This is a genomic window from Streptomyces sp. NPDC057939 (assembly GCF_042887545.1).
GTDB lineage: Bacteria > Actinomycetota > Actinomycetes > Streptomycetales > Streptomycetaceae > Streptomyces.
Window position 1 is genome coordinate 1 of sequence record NZ_JBHVPG010000071.1, and the last position, 17,919, is coordinate 17,919.

The 17,919-nt window shown below is 74.7% G+C and carries 2 protein-coding genes; both read left to right on the forward strand.

Translation table 11 applies throughout. The features are described from left to right. Positions 1–1,869, forward strand: a 1,869-nt coding sequence (locus tag ACFVS6_RS39450) for a beta-ketoacyl reductase (RefSeq protein WP_389711361.1), incomplete at its 5' end; no start/stop codon positions are given. A 291-nt stretch (positions 1,870–2,160) separates the two neighbouring features. Beyond that, positions 2,161–17,826: a type I polyketide synthase gene (locus tag ACFVS6_RS39455; RefSeq protein WP_389711363.1), complete on the forward strand. Its 15,666-nt coding sequence runs from the start codon at positions 2,161–2,163 to the stop codon at positions 17,824–17,826. The last annotated feature ends 93 nt before the right edge of the window (positions 17,827–17,919 follow it).

Consider the following 17,919-nt stretch of genomic DNA (forward strand, 5'->3'; position numbering starts at 1 on the left):
GCCACCGGCACGGCCGACCGGGACGCGCTCGCCACCGCCCTGAAGGGCATCACCGACGGGGCGGACGAACCCGCCGGGGTCCTCTCCCTCCTCGCTCTCGCCGGCGAGGGCGCCTTTGCCGCCGGGCTCGCGCTGTCCCAGGCCCTCGGTGACGCCGATGTGGCCGCGCCCCTGTGGTGCGTCACCCGGAACGCGGTCCTCGCCGGTCGGTCCGACCGTGTCGAGGACCCGGAGCAGGCACTGATCTGGGGTCTGGGCCGGGTCGCCTCCATGGAGCAGGGGGGCCGCTGGGGTGGCCTCGTCGACCTGCCGTCCGTGGCCGACGATCGGACCTTCGGCCGGCTGGTCGGGATCCTGGCCGGTGACGGTGCGGAGGACCAGGTGGCCGTGCGGGCTTCCGGGGTGTTCGTGCGTCGTCTGGTGCGGGCGCGGCTGGCCGAGACGCCGGTCGTGCGTGAGTGGCGGCCCGCCGGTACGACGCTGGTGACGGGGGGTACGGGTGCGCTCGGTGCGCACGTCGCCCGTTGGCTGGCGTCGAACGGTGCCGAGCACCTGGTCCTGACCAGCCGTCGTGGTCCGGACGCGCCCGGTGCCGCCGGTCTCCGTGAGGAGTTGACGGCCCTCGGCGCGGAGGTGACGATCGCCGCCTGCGACGTCGGTGACCGCGACCAGCTCGCGGCCCTCCTGACCTCCGTACCGGCCGACCGGCCGCTCACCGCGGTCGTGCACACGGCGGCCGTCCTGGACGACGGGGTCATCGAGACGCTCACCCCCGAGCAGGTGGCGGGCGTGCTGCGGGCGAAGGTGGACGGGACGCGGAACCTGCACGAACTGACCCGTCACCTGGACCTTTCGGCGTTCGTCCTCTTCTCCTCCTTCGCCGCCACCTTCGGCGCCCCCGGCCAGGGCAACCAGGCGCCGGGCAACGCGTTCCTCGACGCCTTCGCCGAATACCGGCGGGCCGAAGGCCTGCCCGCGACCTCCCTCGCCTGGGGTCCCTGGGGCAGCGCGGACGGGGACGACAGCGCGGCGGGCGACCGGATGCGGCGCCACGGCATCCTGGCCATGTCGCCCGCACGGACCCTGACGTCGCTCCAGCACGCCCTGGACCGTGACGAGACCACCCTGACCGTCGTCGACATGGACTGGAAGCGGTTCACCCTCGCCTTCACCGCCGACCGGGACCGGCCGCTGCTGCTGGAACTGCCCGAGGCCCGGAAGGTCATCGAAACCGCGGAACGCGAGTCCGCCGAGGACCTGGCAGGGGGAGAGCCGCTGACGCGGCAGCTCGCCGGGCTGCCCGAGGTGGAACAGGAACGCCTGCTGCTCGACCTGGTCCGGACGGCCGTCGCCGCCGTCCTCGGCCACCCCGACCTTTCGGCCGTCGAGGCCGGGCGGGCCTTCAAGGAACTGGGCTTCGACTCCCTGACCTCCGTCGAGCTGCGCAATCGGCTCGGCGCGGTGAGCGGCCTGAAGCTGCCGGCCAGCCTCGTGTTCGACCACCCCACCCCGGCCGCCGTCGCCGCCCACCTGCGTGCCGGGATCGTGCCCGACGCGGTGGCGGGAGGGGCTCCGCTGCTGGAGGAGCTCGACCGGCTGGAGTCCGTACTGGAACAGGGCACGGGCGACAACGTGGTGCGGGCCAGGGTGACGATGCGGCTCCAGTCACTGCTGGCGAGGTGGAACGACAGCGAGGACCCGACGGCCACGGGCGCGGCGGACAGCACCGGCTCGGCACTCGGGGCCGACGGCGCGTCCACGGCCACGACGGCCGGCGCGGACAGCGGCGTCGACGCGGCGGAGCAGCTCCAGGACGCCAGTGACGAGGAGCTGTTCGCCTTTATCAACGAGGGCCTGGGTCGTTATTGACGGTCTGCCGAATTTCGGTGAAGATGGCCAGCTCCCGCGAGTAATTCCCCGGGAATCACTGCCCCCTACGCATTCCCCCGTCAGGGGTGCGTAGGGGGCAGTTAGGGGTTGTAGGGCAGGTTGGGCCGGAAATAGCCTGCGGTCGAGCAGTCGCTTCGCCCGACGAGTGAAGCGCTCGCATTTCCGATGTCAATTCTCGGCTCTGCACACAGTTTTCCGATGCCGTCTGCTGCAAATGGGTGGTTGCGTTACATGGCGAATGAAGAGACGCTGCGGGACTACCTGAAGCTGGTGACGGCGGATCTGCACCGGACGCGTCAGCGGCTTCGCGACGTCGAGGCGAAGAACCAGGACCCCGTCGCCATCGTGGGAATGGGCTGCCGCTATCCCGGTGGGGCGACCTCGCCCGAGGAACTGTGGGAGTTGGTCGCCGACGGCGTCGACGCCATCTCCGGCTTCCCCGTCGAGCGCGGCTGGGACATGGACAGCGTCTACCACCCCGACCCCGAGCACCCGGGCACCAGTTACGCCAACCAGGGCGGCTTCGTCAGGGACTTCGCGCGGTTCGACCCGTCACTGTTCGGGATCTCCCCGCGCGAGGCCCTCGCCATGGACCCGCAGCAGCGGCTGCTCCTGGAAACGTCGTGGGAGGCCTTCGAACGTGCGGGCATCGACCCGACCTCGATGCGCGGCAAGCAGGTCGGCGTGTTCGTCGGCACCAGCAACCACGACTACCTGACGGCGCTGCTGAGTTCCTCCGAGAACGTCGAGGGCTACCTCGGCACCGGAAACGCGGCGAGCGTCGCCTCGGGCCGCCTGTCCTACACGTTCGGCCTGGAAGGGCCGGCCGTCACCGTCGACACGGCCTGCTCGTCCTCCCTCGTCGCCCTCCACCTGGCCGTCCAGGCGCTGCGCAACGGCGAATGCTCGATGGCCCTGGCCGGCGGCGCCACGCTGATGGCGGCTCCCGGCACGTTCATCGACTACAGCAAGCAGCGCGGCCTGGCCACCGACGGCCGCTGCAAGGCGTTCTCGCCGGACGCCGACGGCTTCAGCCTCGCCGAAGGCGTCGGCGTCCTCCTCGTCGAGCGGCTCTCCGACGCACGCCGCAAGGGACACCGCGTCCTCGCCGTGGTCCGTGGCACCGCCGTCAACCAGGACGGCGCCTCCAACGGGCTCACCGCGCCCAACGGCCCGTCCCAGCAGCGCGTCATCCTCCAGGCGCTGTCCAACGCCCGCCTCACGCCCGACCAGGTCGACGCCGTCGAGGCGCACGGCACCGGAACGGGGCTCGGTGACCCCATCGAGGCGCAGGCGATCATCGCCACGTACGGCCAGGACAGGCCGGACGGGCGCCCGCTGTGGCTGGGCTCGCTCAAGACCAACATCGGCCACGCGCAGGCCGCGGCCGGCGTCGCCGGAGTCATCAAGAGCGTCATGGCGATGCGCAACGGGGTCCTGCCGCGCACCCTGCACCTGGACGAACCGACCCCGCACGTCGACTGGTCCGCGGGAGAGGTCTCCCTGCTCACCGAGGCGCGGCCCTGGCCGCTGCACGAAGGGCCGCGCCGCATCGGCGTGTCCTCGTTCGGCATGAGCGGGACCAACGCGCACGTCATCCTGGAGAGCGCCGAGGAGCCCGCCGAGGAGCAGGCCACCGGCCCCGCCGCCGACGTCGAGGGGCAGGCCGCCGGTCGCCCCGCCGCGCCGGTGGCCGTACCCGTCGTCCTGTCCGGGAAGACCGAGGCCGCGCTGCGTGCGCAGGCCGCGACGCTGCACGCCCACCTCACCGCCCTGCCGGGGCTGCGCGTCCAGGACGTCGCCCACTCGCAGGCGCTCACCCGGGCCGCCCTGGACCGGCGGGCCGCGATCATCGCCGACGACCGGGACGAACTGCTCGCGGGACTCGCCGCGCTCGCCGAGGGCCGATCGTCGGGCGATGTGCTCGAAGGGTCCGCGACGGACGGCAAGCTGGCGTTCCTGTTCACCGGTCAGGGCAGTCAGCGGCTCGGTATGGGCCGTGAACTGTACGAGACGTACCCGGTGTTCGCCGCCGCGTTGGATGCGGTGTGCGAGCGCCTCGATCTCGAACTGCCGCTGAAGGAAGTGTTGTTCGGCGAGGATGTCGCGCTGCTCGATCGTACGGAGTACGCCCAGCCGGCGTTGTTCGCGGTCGAGGTGGCGTTGTTCCGGCTGCTCGAATCGTGGGGTGTGCGGCCGGACTTCCTGTCCGGGCATTCCGTCGGTGAGATCGCCGCGGCGCATGTGGCCGGGGTGTTCTCGTTGGAGGATGCCTGCACCCTGATCGCGGCACGTGGTCGGTTGATGCAGGCGCTTCCGGCCGGTGGTGTGATGATCGCGGTGCAGGCGTCGGAGGCGGAGGTTCTTCCGCTGCTGACCGACCGGGTGAGCATCGCGGCGGTCAATGGTCCGCAGTCGGTGGTGATCGCGGGCGACGAGGACGCGGCGACGGCAGTCGCCGAGTCGTTCACCGACCGCAAGACCAAGCGGCTCGCGGTCAGTCACGCGTTCCACTCGCCGCACATGGACGCCATGCTGGACGACTTCCGCCGGGTGGTGGAGGGGCTGTCCTTCGCCGCACCCGGCATCCCGATCGTCTCGAACCTGACCGGTGCCCTGGTCACCGATGGCGAGATGGGTTCCGCGGACTTCTGGGTCCGGCACGTCCGCGAGTCCGTCCGCTTCCTCGACGGTGTTCGCTGGCTGGAGAGCCGCGGCGTCAGCGCCTACCTGGAGATCGGCCCCGGCGGGGTCCTCTCCGCCCTCGGCCAGGACTGCCTGACCGCGACCGGCGCCCGCGCCGCCGCGTTCCTGCCCGCGCTGCGCACCGGCCGCCCCGAAGCCCGCTCCCTGGCCGCCGCCGTGGCCGGCGCCCACGTACGGGGACTCTCCCCGGACTGGGCCGCCCGGTTCGCCGGAACCGGAGCCCGCCGCGTCGACCTGCCGACGTACGCCTTCCAGCGCGAGCTGTACTGGCCCCGCGACCCCTTCACCGACCTGACGGGACCCACCGACGGCCGCGAACTGGGCGCCGGCGACGCGAAGTTCTGGGAGGTCGTCGACAGCGAGGACCTGGCCGCGTTCGCCGACACCCTCGGTATCGGCGGCGACGAGCCGCTCAGCAACGTGCTGCCCGCCCTGTCCGCCTGGCACCGCCGTCACCGCGACCGCGACACCGTCGGCGGCTGGCGCTACCGCGTCACCTGGAAGCCCCTCACCGACACCGCGTCCGTACCCCTGTCCGGCCACTGGCTCCTCGTCGTACCCGCCGGGCACACCGACGCCCCCTGGACCGTCGCCGCCGGGCGGGCCCTGGCCGCGCGCGGGGCCACCGTCACCGGCCTGACGGTCGACGCGACCGCCGAGGACCGGGCCGCCATCGCCCACCGGATCACCGACACCCTGGCGGGCTCCGGCACGCCGTCGGGCGTGCTCTCGCTGCTCGCCCTCGACGAGCGGCCGCACCCCGAGGACCCGGCCCTGCCCGCCGGGCTCGCCGCCACCCTCGCGCTCGTACAGGCACTCGGCGACACGGACGTGGACGCCCCGCTGTGGGCCGCGACCCGGGGCGCGGTGTCCACCGGCCGCTCCGACCGGCTCACCGCACCGGCCCAGGCGACCGTCTGGGGACTCGGCCGCACCGCCGCCCTCGAACTGCCCGGCCGCTGGGGCGGCCTCGTCGACCTGCCCACGACCGCCGACGAGCGCTCCGCCGCGCGTCTCGCGGACGTCCTGGGCGGCCTCGGCGTCGAGGACCACCTCGCCGTCCGCTCCACCGGCGTGTTCGCCCGCAGGCTGACCCGCGCCCCCCAGGAACGGAACCCCGAACCCGAGTGGACCACCACGGGCACGGCCCTGGTCACCGGCGCGACGGGCGCGCTCGGCCGGCACGTGGCCCGCTGGCTCGCCCGCACCGGCGCCGAGCACCTCCTGCTGGTCAGCAGGCGCGGACCCGCCGCCGAAGGCGCGGAGGAACTCGCCGCCGAACTGCGCGACCTCGGTACCCGGGTCACCCTCGCCGCCTGCGACGTCTCCGACCGCGACGCGGTGGCCGAGCTGCTCGCCGCCGTCCCGCCCGAACTGCCGCTGACCACCGTCGTCCACGCCGCGGGCGTCCTCGACGACGGCGTCCTCGACGCGCTGACGCCCGGGCGGCTGGCCGGCGTCCTGCGCCCCAAGGCGCACGCCGCCCACGTCCTGGACGAGCTGACCCGCGACCTGGGCCTCTCCGCGTTCGTCCTCTTCTCCTCCCTCGCCGCCGCGTTCGGCGCCGCCGGACAGGCCAACTACGCCGCCGCGAACGCCTCCCTGGACGCCCTCGCCGAGCAGCGCCGCGCGGACGGCCTGCCCGCCACCGTGATCGCCTGGGGTGCCTGGGCGGACGGCGGCATGGCCACCGACGAACTCGTCGCCGAACGTCTTCGCGCCGCCGGACTCCCCGGGCTGCCGCCCGAACTGGCGCTGTCCGCAATGCACATGGCGCTCACGCTCGACGAGACCTCCTCGGTCGTCGCCGACATCGACTGGGACCTCCTGGCCCCCGGCCTCACCGCGGTGCGTCCGTGCCCGCTGATCGCCGACCTCCCCGACGCCGCGCACTCCCTCGCCGCGACCGGTACGCCCGGCACGCCCGGGGCCGGCGGCGCCGACGCGCCCGACAGCCTCGCCCGGGAACTCGCCCAGGCTTCGGACGACGAACGGGACGCGCTCGCGCTGGAGTTCGTGCGCACACAGATAGCCGTCGTCCTCGGCTACCCGGGGCCCGCCTCCGTGGATCCGGCCATCGCCTTCCGCGACCTCGGCTTCGACTCCCTGACCGCGGTGGAGATCCGCAACCTCCTCACCGCCCGGACGGGCCTGCGGCTACCCGCGACCCTGATCTTCGACTACCCCAACTCACTGTCCCTGGCCGCCTTCCTCCAGGGCGAACTCCTCGGCGACCTGCCCGCCGGCCCGACCGCGGCCACCGGCTCCGGCTCCGGGTCCGCCGCCCCGGCCGCCCCGGACGACGACCCCATCGCGATCGTCGCGATGAGCTGCCGCTTCCCGGGCGGGGTACGCACCCCGGAAGAGCTGTGGGAACTGCTCGCCGAGGGCCGTGACGCGATCTCCGCGTTCCCCGCCGACCGCGGCTGGGACCTGGACGGGCTGTACGACCCGGAGTCCGTCGCCGAGAACACCACCTACGTCCGCGAGGGCGGCTTCCTCGCCGACGCCACCGAGTTCGACCCCGGCTTCTTCGGGATCTCGCCGCGCGAGGCCCTCGCCATGGACCCGCAGCAGCGGCTCCTCCTGGAAACGTCCTGGGAGGCCCTCGAACGGGCCGGCATCGACCCGGCCGACGTCCGCGGCGAGCGGATCGGCGTCTTCACCGGCACCAACGGCCAGGACTACCTCGACGTCATCCTCGCCGCCCCCGACGGCAGCGAGGGTTTCCTCGGCACCGGCAACGCGGCGAGCGTGGTCTCCGGCCGCGTCTCCTACGTCCTGGGCCTGGAGGGCCCGGCCGTCACCGTCGACACGGCCTGCTCGTCCTCGCTGGTCGCCCTGCACTGGGCGATCCAGGCGCTGCGCGCCGGCGAGTGCACCATGGCGCTCGCGGGCGGTGTGACCGTCATGTCCACCCCCGCGTCGTTCATCGACTTCAGCCGCCAGCGCGGCCTGGCCGCCGACGGCCGCATCAAGGCGTTCGCGGCCGCCGCCGACGGCACCGGCTGGGGCGAGGGCCTCGGCATGCTCCTCGTCGAACGGCTCTCCGACGCCCGGCGCAACGGACACCCCGTGCTCGCCCTCGTCCGCGGCTCGGCCGTCAACCAGGACGGCGCGTCCAACGGCCTCACCGCGCCCAACGGCCCCTCCCAGCAGCGCGTCATCCGCCAGGCCCTGGAGTCCGCCGGGCTGACCCCCGCCGACGTCGACGCGGTCGAGGCCCACGGCACCGGCACCCGGCTCGGCGACCCGATCGAGGCGCAGGCGCTGCTGGCCACGTACGGTCAGGACCGGCCCGAGGGCCGGCCGCTGCTGCTCGGCTCGATCAAGTCGAACTTCGGCCACACCCAGGCCGCCGCCGGCGTCGCCGGGATCATGAAGATGGTGCTGGCCATGCGGCACGGGGTGCTGCCCCGGACCCTGCACGTGGACGAGGCGTCCCCGCACGTCGACTGGACGGCCGGTGACATCGCACTGCTGACGGAGCCGGTGGAGTGGCCCGGGACCGGACGTCCGCGCCGCGCCGGCGTGTCCTCGTTCGGCATCAGCGGCACCAACGCCCACACCATCATCGAGCAGGCGCCCGAGCCGGTCCCCGTCGAGCCGACGTCCGTCGAGCCGCCCGCACCGGCGTCACCGGTCGGCGGGTCGCCGCTGCCGTGGATCCTGTCGGCGAAGAGCCGGGACGCCCTGCGCGACCAGGCCCGCCGCCTGCACGCCCACGCCGCACGCCACCCCGACCTGCGACCCGCCGACCTGGGCCTCTCCCTGGCCCTCGGCCGCTCCGCGTTCGACCATCGCGCCGCCGTGGTGGCCGCCGACCGGACCGCGCTCCTCGCGGGGCTGGAGGCACTGGCCGAGGACACGCCGGCCGCGACGCTCGTGGAAGGCTCCCCGACCGCCGGCAAGCTCGCCTTCCTGTTCACCGGCCAGGGCAGCCAACGCCTCGGAATGGGACGCGAACTGCACGACACCCAGCCGGTGTTCGCCGACGCGCTGGACACGGTATGCGCTCACCTGGACGCACTGCTCGACGTCCCGCTGAAGGACGTGCTGTTCGGGACCGACGCCGCCCTGCTCGACGAGACCCGGTTCACCCAGCCCGCACTGTTCGCGATCGAGGTGGCCCTGTTCCGGCTCCTCGAATCGTGGGGAGTGAAGCCCGACTTCCTGTCCGGGCACTCCATCGGTGAGATCGCCGCCGCGCACGTCGCGGGCGTGCTGGACGTGGCCGACGCGTGCGCCATGGTCGCGGCGCGCGGCCGGCTGATGCAGGCACTGCCGGCCGGCGGGGCCATGATCGCCGTCCAGGCGTCGGAGGCGGAGGTCCTGCCGCTGCTGACCGACCGGGTGGGCGTCGCCGCCGTCAACGGCCCGCAGTCCGTCGTCATCGCGGGCGACGAGGACGCGGCCGTCGCGGTCGCAGCGTCGTTCCCCGACCGCAGGACCAAGCGCCTGACCGTCAGCCACGCCTTCCACTCGCCCCGCATGGACGCCATGCTCGACGACTTCCGCCGGGTCGTCGAAGGACTGGACCTCGCGGCGCCGCGCATCCCCGTCGTGTCCAACCTGACCGGTGCCCTCGTCTCCGACGAGATGGGCACGGCCGACTTCTGGGTCCGGCACGTCCGCGAGGGCGTCCGCTTCCTCGACGGCGTCCGCGCCCTGGAAGCCGCCGGCGCGACGACGTACCTCGAACTCGGCCCCGACGGCGTACTGTCCTCCCTCGCCCAGGACTGCGTCGCGCAGGACCCCGCAGAGCAGGACACCGCCACCGGCGACCCCGGCACCCCGACCGCCGTCTTCGTGCCCGTCCTGCGCAAGGGCCGCCCCGAGGCCGAGGCCCTCGCCACCGCCGTCGCCGCGGCCCACGTGCACGGCGTCGGCGTCGACTGGACGGCGTACTACGCCGGCACCGGCGCCCACCGCGTCGACCTGCCCACCTACCCCTTCCAGCGGCAGCGCTACTGGCCCGCCCTGTCCTACCTGCGCCTCGGCGACGTCGAGGCGTTCGGCCTCGACGACACGGCCCACCCGCTGCTCACCGCCGCGGTCGCCCTGCCCGAGTCCGACGGCACGGTGTTCGCCGGACGCCTCTCCCTGTCCACGCACCCCTGGCTGGCCGACCACGCCATCCTCGGCAGCGTCCTGCTGCCCGGCACGGCCTTCGTGGAACTCGCGACCCGCGCCGGCGACCAGCTCGGCTGCGACCACCTTGAGGAACTCACCCTCGAAGCGCCCCTGGTGCTGCCCGAACGCGGCGGCGTCCAACTGCGCGTGCGGGTCGGCGCCGCCGACGGGGCGGGCCGTCGCCCGCTCGCCCTGCACTCCCGAGCCGAGGGCCTGCCGGCCGAGGAACCCTGGACCCGGCACGCCGCCGGCGTCCTCGCCGAAGCCGGCCGCCCCGCCGCCGACTTCGAGCTGACGGCGTGGCCCCCGCCCGGCGCCACCGAGGTACCGCTCGACGGCCGCTACGACGCCCTCGACGGCATCGGCTTCGCCTACGGACCCACCTTCCGCGGCCTGCGGAAGGCCTGGCAGCACGACGACGCCGTGTACGCCGAGGTCACGCTGCCCGACGGCGCCGCGGACCAGGCGGGCCGCTTCGGCCTGCACCCCGCGCTCCTCGACGCCGCCCTGCACGCCATCGGCCTCGGCGGCCTCGGCGCCGACGACGGCCGCGGCCGGCTGCCCTTCGCCTGGTCCGGTGTGTCGCTGTACGCGGGCGGTGCGAACGCCCTGCGCGTGCGCCTCACCCCGGCCGGCGCCGAAGGGGTCCGGCTGGAGATCGCCGACGCCACCGGAGAGCCCGTCGCCACCGTCGAGTCCCTCGGGCTGCGCCCGGTGACCGCCGACCAGCTGCGGGCAGCGCGCACCACCTACCACGAGTCCGTGTTCCGCCGGCAGTGGACCGAACTCACCGGCCTCACCGGCTCCGACACGGTGCGGTACGCCCGCCTGGGCGCCACCGCGGCGCAGGACGCGCCGGACACCACCCGCCACGTGGACCTGGCGGCGCTGGCCGCCGCGGTCGACGCGGGGGCGCCCGTACCGGACGAGGTCCTCCTCGACCTGACGCCGACGCCCGCGCCGCTGTCCGCCGCGGCGGTCCACGACGCCGCGCACGACGCGCTGGCCCTCGCCCGGACGTGGCTCGCGGACGAGCGGTTCGCCGCCGCCCGACTGGTGCTCGTCACCCGGGGCGCCGTCGCCGCGACCCCGGACGAGGACGTGAGCGACCTCGCCGCCGCCACCGTCTGGGGCCTGCTGGGCTCCGCGCAGACGGAGAACCCCGGCCGGATCGCCCTCGTCGACGCCGGCCCCGACGACGCGGACGGCGCTCACCACACCGCCCTGCGCGCCGCCCTCACCTCGGACGAGGAACGGTTCGCGCTCCGCGACGGCACCGTGCTCGTCCCGCGCCTCGCCCGCGTCGAAACCGGCGAGGACACCGCCGCGCGGCCCGCCGGCGACGTGGGAAACACCGGCCAGGACGGCGCCGGCCATGACGTCACCCACCGCGCCCCGGCCTTCGGGCCCGACGGAACGGTGCTGATCACCGGAGCCACCGGAGCGCTGGGCGGCCTGCTCGCCCGTCACCTCGTCGCCGAACACGGGGTGCGCCGCCTGCTCCTCGTCGGCCGGCGCGGCGCCGACGCCCCCGGCACGGCCGAGCTCGGCGCCGAACTCGCCGCGTCGGGCGCCACCGCCACCTGGGCCGCCTGCGACGTCGCCGACCGGGCTGCCCTGGCCGCGCTGCTCGCGGACGTCCCCGCCGAGCACCCGCTCACCGCCGTCGTCCACACCGCCGGCGTCCTCGACGACGGCATCATCTCCTCGCTGACCCCCGACCGGCTCTCCGCCGTCCTGCGCCCCAAGGTCGACGCGGCCTGGAACCTGCACGAACTGACCCGGGACCTGGCACCCGACCTGTCCGCCCTCGTGCTCTTCTCCTCCACCTCCGGCGTGTTCGGCGGCCCCGGCCAGGGCAACTACGCCGCCGCCAACACCTTCCTCGACGCCCTGGCCCAGCACCGCCACGCCCAGGGCCTGCCGGCCACCGCCCTGGCCTGGGGCCTGTGGTCCGTCGCCGACGGCATGGCGGGCGCCCTGGACGCAGCCGACGTCAACCGCATGCGCCGGGCCGGACTGCCCCCGCTGACGGCCACCGACGGCCTGGAACTGTTCGACACCGCCGTCACCCTCGACGAGGCGGCCGTCGCGCTCATGCGCGTCGACACCGAGGCCCTGCGCGCACAAGCCGCCGCGGGCACCGTGGCCCCGCTGCTCCGCGGCCTCGTCCGCGGCGTCGCCCGCCGCTCCGTCGACACCACCGCCGCGACCGGCGACGGGTCGGGCCCCCGCGCCCGACTGGCCGGGCTGTCCACGGCCGAACAGGACCGCGGGCTGCTGGACCTGGTCCGTACGCAGGTCGCGGCCGTCCTCGGGCACGCCGGCCCCGGCGCCGTCGAGTCCGGTCGGGCCTTCAAGGAACTGGGCTTCGACTCGCTGACCGCCGTCGAGCTCCGCAACCGGCTGAACGCCGCCACGGCCCTGCGCCTGCCCGCGACCCTCATCTTCGACTACCCGGACCCCACCGTCCTCGCCCGGCACCTGCGCACCGAACTGTTCGGCGACGCGGCCCCGGACGCCACCGACGCCACCCCCGGCACCCCGGCGTCCGCGACGACCCCGGCCGACGACGAGCCCATCGCCATCGTCGCGATGAGCTGCCGCTACCCCGGCGACGTCCGCACCCCCGAGGACCTGTGGCAGCTCCTCACCGCCGGGGAGGACGGCATCACCCGCCTCCCCGAGAACCGCGGCTGGGACACCGACGCCCTCTACCACCCCGACCCCGAACACCCGGGCACCTCGTACGCCCGCGAGGGCGGCTTCCTCCACGACGCCGCCGAGTTCGACGCCTCCTTCTTCGGGATCTCCCCGCGCGAGGCCCTCGCCATGGACCCGCAGCAGCGCCTGCTGCTGGAAACCACCTGGGAGGTCTTCGAACGGGCCGGGATCGCACCGTCCTCGGTGCGCGGCAGCCGCACCGGCGTCTTCGCCGGCGTCATGTACCACGACTACGGCGCCCGCCTGCACGCCGTACCCGACGGAGTCGAGGGCTACCTCGGCACCGGCAGCTCCAGCAGCATCGTCTCCGGCCGCGTCGCCTACACCTTCGGCCTGGAGGGCCCGGCGGTCACCGTCGACACGGCCTGCTCCTCCTCGCTGGTCGCCCTGCACCTCGCCGCGCAGGCCCTGCGCAACGGCGAGTGCACCCTCGCCCTGGCGGGCGGCGTCACCGTGATGTTCACCCCCGGCACCTTCATCGAGTTCAGCCGCCAGCGCGGGCTCGCCGCCGACGGCCGCTGCAAGTCCTTCGCGGCCGCCGCCGACGGCACCGGCTGGGGCGAGGGCGCGGGCATGCTCCTGCTGGAGCGGCTCTCCGACGCCCGCCGCAACGGCCACCAGGTCCTCGCCGTCGTCCGGGGCTCCGCCGTCAACCAGGACGGCGCCTCCAACGGCCTCACCGCCCCCAACGGCCCCTCCCAGCAGCGCGTCATCCGCCAGGCCCTGGCCAACGCGGGCGTATCCGCGGCGGAGGTCGACGTCGTCGAGGCCCACGGCACGGGAACCACCCTCGGCGACCCCATCGAGGCACAGGCCGTGCTCGCCACCTACGGCCGTGAGCACGGCGACGACCGGCCGCTGCTGCTCGGCTCGGTGAAGTCCAACCTCGGGCACACCCAGGCCGCCGCCGGTGTCGCCGGCGTCATCAAGATGGTCATGGCGATGCGACACGGCATCGTGCCCAAGACCCTCCACGTCGACGAGCCCACCCCGCACGTCGACTGGTCGGCGGGCGCGGTGTCGCTGCTCACCGAGCAGGTGGAGTGGCCCGACACGGGCCGCCCGCGCCGCGCCGGTGTCTCCTCCTTCGGCATCAGCGGAACGAACGCCCACGCCGTCATCGAGCAGGCCCCGAACACCACCGCCGGCACCGTCCCGCTCACCGCACCGGACGCCGCCGCCCGGCCGGCCGGCGACGCGGACACCGATCCGCGGACGCCGTACCCGCCCGTGGTCCTCTCGGCCCGCGGCGAGGAAGCGCTGCGCGCCCAGGCCCGGCTGCTCCACACCCGCGTCCACGACGACACCGGCCTGCGCCCCGTCGACCTGGCCCTGTCCCTGGCCACGAGCCGATCCGCCCTGGAGCAGCGCGCCGCGCTGGTCGCCACGGACCGTACGGAACTGCTGCACGCCCTCGACGCGCTCGCCCGCGGCGAGGACGCGCCCGCACTGGTGCGGGGCACCGCACGCGAGGGCCAACTGGCCTTCCTGTTCACCGGACAGGGCAGTCAGCGCCTCGGCGCGGGACGTGAGCTGTACGCGGCCGAACCCGCCTTCGCGCAGGCCCTGGACGAGGTCTGCGTCGAACTGGACCGGCACCTCGAACTGCCCCTGAAGGACGTACTGTTCGGAACCGACGCGACCCTCCTGGACCGTACCGAGTACACGCAGCCCGCCCTCTTCGCGATCGAGGTCGCACTGTTCCGGCTGCTGACGAGCCGCGGCCTGCGCCCCGACGTGCTGGCCGGACACTCCATCGGCGAGATCACCGCCGCGCACGTCGCGGAGGTCCTCACCCTCCAGGACGCCGCCGAACTCGTCGCCGCACGCGGACGGCTGATGCAGGCGCTGCCCATCGGCGGCGTGATGATCGCCGTCCAGGCGTCGGAGGAGGAGATCCTGCCGCTGCTCACCGACGAGGTGGGCATCGCGGCGGTCAACGGACCGCGGTCCGTCGTGATCTCCGGTGACGAGGACGCCGCGACGGCGATCCTGGCCGCCCTCCCCGACCGGAAGACCAAACGGCTCCCCGTCAGCCACGCCTTCCACTCGCCGCACATGGACGGCATGCTCGCCGACTTCCGCAAGGTCGCCGAGGGCCTCGTCCTCGGTACCCCCCGCATCCCCGTCGTGTCCTGCCTGACCGGTACGACCGTCACCGACGAGATGGCGTCCGCCGACTTCTGGGTCCGCCACGTCCGCGAAACCGTCCGCTTCCTCGACGGCGTCCGCGCCCTCGATGCGGCCGGCGTGAGCGCGTACGTCGAACTCGGCCCCGACGGCACCCTGTCCGCGCTCGTCCCCGACTGCCTGCCCGAAGGCGGCGACCGGCCCCCGCTCTGCGCGCCCGTGCTCCGCAAGGGCCGCCCCGAGACCGCCACGCTCACCGACGCCCTCGCCCGCGCCCACGTCCACGGCATCCCCCTCGACTGGGCCGCCCACTTCGCCGGCACCGACGCCCGCCGCGTCGACCTGCCCACCTACACCTTCCAGCGCAAGCGCTACTGGCTCGACGTGGGGGTCTCCGCCGAGGACGTCTTCGCGGCCGGCCTCGACGCCGCCGACCACCCGCTGCTCGGCGCGACCGTCCCGCTGCCCGCCTCCGACGGGCTGCTCCTCACCGGACGCCTCGCACTGTCCACCCACCCCTGGCTGTCCGACCACACCGTCATGGACACCGTCCTGCTGCCCGGTACCGCCTTCGTCGAACTGGCTCTGCGGGCCGGAGCCGAAACCGGCTGCGACACCGTCGAGGAACTGGCCATCGAGGCCCCGCTCACCCTCGCCGAACAGGGCACGGTACAAATCCAGTTGGCCGTCGACGGCGCCGACGGGTCCGGCCGTCGCACCCTGACCGTGCACTCGCGGCCGGCCGACGCCCCCGCCGAGGAACCGTGGACCCGGCACGCCACGGGCGTCCTCGCCCCGGCCGGTCCGACCCGCCCCGCCGACCTGTCCCAGTGGCCGCCCGCCGGCGCCGAACCCGTCCCCACCGACGGCTTCTACCCGGCCGCCGCCGCGGCCGGCCTCGGCTACGGCCCCGTCTTCCAGGGACTGCGCGCCGCCTGGCGGCGCGCCGACGAACTCTTCGCCGAGGTCTCCCTCGACGAGGCGCACGGCACAGACGCCACCGCCTACGCCGTGCACCCCGCGCTCCTCGACGCCGCCCTCCAGGCCATCGGCCTCGGCGTACCGGGCGACGCCGAACCCACCGACGGCGCCCGACTGCCCTTCGCCTGGACCGGCGTACGCCTCCACGCGACCGGCGCGACCGGCCTGCGGGTCCGCATCACCGCCGGCGCGTCCGGCGGCGTGGCCCTGGACGTCGCCGACGCCACCGGCACACCGGTGGCGTCCGTGGACTCCCTGATCCTGCGCCCGGTGTCCGCCGACCGCATCGGCGGCGACCGCACCGCACACCACGACTCCCTGTTCGGGGTCGAATGGACGAAACTGCCCCTCACCGCGGGCCCCGTCCCCGCCGACGAGCGGTGGGCGGTACTCGGCGAGGACCGGGCCGACTTCCGCATCGGCGGCGCGCCCCTCGACGGGCACACCGACCTCACCGCCCTGCGCGAGGCACTCGCCAAGGGCAGCCCGGCACCGGACGTCGTGATCGTCCCGCTGTCCGCCACGGCCGCCCCGGGCGGCCGGGCCGCCGCCGCCCGGGGCGCCACCCACCAGGCGCTCGCCCTGGTCAAGGAGTGGCTCGCCGAGGAACGCCTCGACGCGTCCCGCCTGGTCCTCCTCACCCGGGGCACGATGGCCGCCGTACCGGGGGAGCACGTCACCGACCTGGCCCACGCCCCGGTCTGGGGGCTCGTGCGGTCGGCGCAGTCCGAGAACCCCGGCCGGTTCGTCCTCGCCGACACCGACGGCTCCGACGCCTCCCTCGGCGCCCTGACCGCGGCCCTGGCGGGCGACGAACCACAGCTGGCCCTGCGGGCCGGCGAGGCGTACGCCTTCCGGCTGCGCCGCGTCGCCCGCGCCGAATCCGACCCCGACACCACCCGCACGCGGATCGACCCGACGGGCACCGTCCTCGTCACGGGCGCCACCGGCACCCTCGGCGGGCTCTTCGCCCGCCACCTGGCAGCGACCCACGGCGTGAAGAACCTGCTGCTGCTCAGCCGCAGCGGCGACGCCGCGCCCGGCGCCGCCGCACTCACGAGCACGCTGCGCGGCCACGGAGCGGACGTCACCTGGGCCGCCTGCGACGCGGCCGACCGGGACGCCCTGGCCGCCGTGCTGGCGGCCGTCCCCGCGGAACGGCCCCTGACCGCGGTCGTCCACGCCGCCGGCGTCCTCGACGACGGCATCATCGACTCGCTGACGCCCGAACGCCTCGACACCGTCCTACGACCCAAGGTCGACGCGGCGTGGAACCTGCACGAGCTGACCGAGGGCCGGCAGCTCTCCGCGTTCGTGCTCTTCTCCTCGGTAGCCGGCTGCTTCGGCGCCGCGGGTCAGGCCAACTACGCCGCCGCGAACGCCTTCCTCGACGCCCTCGCCCACCACCGCACGGCCCGCGGCCTCGCCGGCAGCTCCCTCGCCTGGGGACTGTGGGCGGCCACGGACGGCATGGCGGGCGCCCTCGACGACGCCGACCTGACCCGGATGGCGCGCGCCGGAGTCGGCGCCCTCGCCCCCGACGAGGGGCTGGCCCTGTTCGACACCTCCCGCACCCTGGAGGACGCCGTCCTCGTCCCGATGCGGGTCGAGCCGGCCGCGCTGCGCGCCCAGGCCGCCGACGGCACCCTGCCGCCGCTGCTGCGCGGACTCGTCCGCACCCCGGCCCGCCGCGCCGCCGCGACCACCGGCCGGGCCGCCTCCCCGACGGCCACCGAACAGGCCGGCTCGCTCCAGGAACGGCTCGCGGGCCTGCCGGCCGCCGAACGCGACCAGGCCCTGCACGAACTGGTCCGCTCCCAGGTCGCCGCGGTCCTCGGCCACGGCAACGCCGACGACGTCGACGCCGACCGAGGCTTCCTCGATCTGGGCTTCGACTCGCTGACCGCGGTCGACCTGCGCAACCGGCTCACCGCCGCCTCCGGGCTGCGGCTGCCCGTCACGCTGATCTTCGACTACCCGTCGCCGGCGGCGCTCGCCGCGTACATCGGGGAGCGGACCGCCCCGACCGGACCCGACCGGCCGTCCGTCCACACCGAACTCGACAAGCTCGAATCGATCCTCACGGCGGTCGCCCCCGACGACGCCGAACGCGCGGGCATCACCACCCGTCTGCGCGACCTTCTGGCGAAGTGGAACGACACGCACAGTGCACAGGACAACGACGGCGAACAGCAGGACCTCCAGGCCGCCACGGCCGACGAGCTCTTCGACCTCCTCGACGACGAACTCGGCCTGTCCTGACCACCGGACCGGGACGGCGCCCCCACCACCGCCGACGGCCCTGACGGCCCTCACCGCGCTGCGGGCCCCCACGGCCCCGGCCACCTTGACCAC